This is a genomic window from Stappia sp. TSB10P1A (assembly GCF_900185725.1).
In the GTDB taxonomy this organism is placed as follows: Bacteria; Pseudomonadota; Alphaproteobacteria; order Rhizobiales; family Stappiaceae; genus Stappia.
In genome coordinates this window covers 1-3865 of record NZ_FYAU01000057.1, presented here as the reverse complement: position 1 = coordinate 3865, position 3865 = coordinate 1, and the positions used below count along the sequence as shown (strand labels likewise).

3 protein-coding genes are annotated in these 3865 nt (G+C 68.1%); all 3 read right to left on the bottom strand.

Annotated elements, in window-relative coordinates; all coding sequences use genetic code 11:
- Nucleotides 1-2153: xanthine dehydrogenase family protein molybdopterin-binding subunit (locus TSB10P1A_RS23415; RefSeq protein WP_186390384.1), on the bottom strand; the 2153-nt coding region annotated here is incomplete at its 3' end.
- A gap of 255 nt (nucleotides 2154-2408) precedes the next feature.
- Entirely contained in the window at nucleotides 2409-2900 is a 492-nt protein-coding gene (locus TSB10P1A_RS23410; RefSeq protein WP_208987200.1) for a (2Fe-2S)-binding protein, read from the bottom strand.
- 242 nt (nucleotides 2901-3142) lie between these two features.
- Nucleotides 3143-3865, bottom strand: a 723-nt coding sequence (locus TSB10P1A_RS23405; RefSeq protein WP_186390383.1) for a carbon monoxide dehydrogenase subunit G, incomplete at its 5' end; no start/stop codon positions are given.

The window sequence follows — 3865 nt, the reverse complement described above, 5'->3', positions numbered from 1 at the left end:
TCGTCCGCCCGCGGCATCGTGTAGTCCATGTAGGACGCCGACAGGAGCTGGCCGTCCGCGTCATAGGACGCGTTCTCCAGCAGCGCCTGGCCGATGCCCTGCGTCAATCCGCCATGCACCTGGCCTTCCACGATCATCGGGTTGATGATCGTCCCGAAGTCGTCCGCCGCAACGAAGTCGACGATCTCGACCTTGCCCGTCTCCGGGTCCACCTCCACTTCGCACACATAGGTTCCGGCCGGGAAGGTGAAGTTGGTCGGGTCGTAGAACGCCCCCTCCTTCAGGCCCGGCTCCATGCCGGCGGGAAGGTTGTGCGCCGTATAGGCGGCAAGCGCCACCTGGAAGAACGGCAGTTCCTTGTCCGTGCCGGCCACCTTGAACGTGCCGCCCTCCAGCGCGATGTCCCCTTCCGAGGCCTCCAGCAGATGCGCGGCGATCCGCTTCGCCTTCGCCTCCACCTTGTCCAGCGCCTTGACGATCGCCGACATGCCGACCGCGCCCGAGCGCGAGCCGTAGGTGCCCATGCCGAACTGCACCTTGTCCGTGTCGCCATGCACGATCGCCACCGTGTCGAGACCGACGCCGAACCGCTCCGCCACCAGTTGCGCGAAGGTCGTCTCGTGGCCCTGGCCGTGGCTGTGCGAGCCCGTCAGAACCTCGATCGTGCCGACCGGGTTCACCCTGACTTCCGCCGATTCCCACAAGCCGACACCCGCTCCCAGCGAACCGACCGCCTGGCTCGGCGCGATGCCGCAGGCCTCGATATAGCAGGACAGGCCGATGCCGCGCAGCTTGCCCCGCCGCGCCGCCTCCGCCTTGCGCCCCGCAAAGCCGGCATAGTCGATCGCCGACAGCGCCGCCTCCAGCGAGGCATCGTAGTCGCCCGCGTCGTAGCACATGATCACCGGCGTCTGATGCGGGAAGCTCCGGATGAAGTTCGCCCGCCGGAACTCGGCCGGGTCCATCCCAACCTCGCGCGCCGCCGTCTCCATCATCCGCTCAAGCAGATAGGTCGCCTCGGGCCGCCCCGCCCCGCGATAGGCATCCACCGGCACCGTGTTGGTGTAGACCGTCTTCACGTTGCAGTGGATCGCCGGGATCGCATACTGGCCGGACAGAAGCGTCGCGTAGAGATAGGTCGGCACCGACGAGGAGAACAGCGACATATAGGCGCCAAGGTTCGCCACCGTCTTCACCCGCAGCCCGGTGATCCGGTTCTGCCCGTCCAGCGCCATCTCGGCCTGCGAGTAGTGGTCGCGCCCATGCGCGTCCGTCAGGAACGCCTCCGTGCGCTCGCATGTCCACTTCACCGGAACGCCGGTCTTCTTCGACGCCCACAGGCACACCATCTCTTCCGGATAGATATAGATCTTCGACCCGAAGCCGCCGCCCACATCCGGTGCGATCACCCTGAGCTTGTGCTCCGGCGCGATGTTGTAGAAGGCCGACAGCACGAGCCGCGCCACATGCGGGTTCTGCGAGGTCGTCCACAGCGTGTAGTGCTCCTCCGCCGCGTCGTACTGGGCCAGCGCTGCGCGCGGCTCCATCGGGTTCGGCACCAGGCGGTTGTTGCGGATCTCCATCCGCGTCACATGCGCTGCCGAGGCGAAGGCCGCCTCGGTCGCCGCAGCATCGCCGATCTCCCAGTCGTAGATCAGGTTGCCCGGCGCTTCCTCGTGCAGTTGCGGCGCCCCGTCCTTCAGCGCCTCCAGCGCATCGACCACCGCGGGAAGCGGCTCGTATTCCACCTCCACCGCATCGGCCGCATCGCGCGCCTGTGCCCGCGTCTCGGCGATCACCACCGCCACCGCCTGGCCGACATGGCGCACATGCTCGCTCTCCAGCGCCCGCCAGGCGCCCATCTTCATCGGGCTGCCGTCCTTGGAGTGGATCATCCAGCCGCAGATCAGGTTGCCGACCCCGTCCGCGACCAGCTCATGGCCGCTGAGGACCGCGATCACCCCCGGCATCGCGCGGGCCGCATCCGCCCCGATCGACACCACCCTCGCATGCGCATGCGGCGAGCGCACGAACACCGCATGCGCCATCCCCGCCACCGTCATGTCGTCCGTGTAGCGGCCCTTGCCGGTGATGAACCGCTTGTCCTCGCGCCGCTGAACCCGCGCGCCGATACCTTCAACCGAACCTGCCATCTCGTCCTCCCTCGCAAGGCCCGCGATGCCCGGCATCCTCCCGCCCGGCACCCGCCCTGCATGCGTTCCTCATGTCGATCGCTTCGACGTGCCAATCGCTTCGAACAGTTCGCTTCGAACAATCTCCCGGCAGGCCCGCCGCATCGCCGTCCCCCGAACGGCGGCAGGCCCCTTGCCTGGACGGCGGCGCCTCAAACCCCGTCCGGTGGCCTGTCCTGTGGCCCGGCCGGTGGCCCGCCGGCGCCCTGTTCGCGCCTACTCGGCCGCCGTCTTCATCCCCGCCATCGTCGCGCTCGCCGCCGCGATCGCCTTGACGATGTTGTGGTAGCCCGTGCAGCGGCAGATATTGCCCTCAAGCTCGGCCCGGATCGTCGCCTCGTCCAGGAGGCCCCCGCCATGGCGCGCGATCATGTCCACCGCCGCCATGATCATCCCCGGCGTACAGAAGCCGCATTGCAGCCCGTGATGCTCCTTGAACGCCGCCTGCACCGGGTGCAGCTCGCCCCCGGACGCAAGACCCTCGATCGTCGTCACCTCAGACCCCGACGCCTGCGCCGCAAGCATCGTGCAGGACTTCACCGCCTTGCCGTCCACATGCACCACGCAGGCCCCGCATTGCGACGTGTCGCAGCCCACATGCGTCCCCGTCAGCCCCAGACCCTCGCGCAGGAACTCAACCAGCAGCGTCCGGTCCTCGACCACCCGCGTCACCGTCCGGCCGTTCACGACCATGCTCACTTCGGCCATGCAAATCCTCCCTCGTTCCACAACAAGATCCCGTCACTCCCCGCTCGGGGCGGAACCCGCATCTGCAAACCGTTTGCCCAAACCCGGCACCCCGGACACCTGCCCGAGCGCACCTGCCCAAACCCGTGTGCCCCAACCCGTGTACCCGAACGCGCGCCGAGACCAGATCAACCGCCGCCGCCTGCCGGACCCTCGGCGCAACAGCGCGCCCAGATCAGCGTGCCAACCTCAGCGCGCCAACTTCACCGTGTCAGCGCCAGGATCACGATCACAACCGCCAGCGCCGCAAGCCCCCACACCATCGGGCCGCCGAGAAAGCCCCGGCCCGCCGCCGTCTCGACCTCGGTCTCGACCTCGCGTGCCGCCTTCGCGACCCGCTCTTCCACCTCGTGCACCGCGCCAGAGATCGCATCAGAGACCGCCTCGCCGACCTCCTCGGGAAGCCGCGACAGCGCCTCGCTCTTCGCCGCCTCGATCTCGCCCGCATCCGGCTCGTCGAGATCGACAGCGCCGACACCCTCCTGCCCGGCCCCGCCGCCCTCGACGATCTCCTTGAACTTGCCGAAGAACTCGTCCGCCATCTTGCGCGACGTCGACACGATCAAGCGGCTGCCGAGCTGCGCCAGCTTGCCGCCGACCTGCGCCTTCACCGCATAGCGCAGAACCGTCTCCGCCCCCTCCTCGACCAGCGACACATCCGCCGACCCCTTGGCAAAGCCGGCAACCCCGCCCTTGCCCTCGCCGACAATCGTGTAGCTCTCGGGCGGGTTCAGGTTCTCAAGCGTCACCGCGCCCTTGAACGTCGCCTTCACGGGACCGATCTTCGCAACGACCGTCGCCGTCATCTCCCGGTCCGAAACCTGCTCAAGCTCCTCGCAGCCGGGAATGCAACGACGCAGAACATCCGCGTCGTTCAGCGCCAACCAAACAGCCCCACGACCCGCCAACAATCGATACTCGCCAAC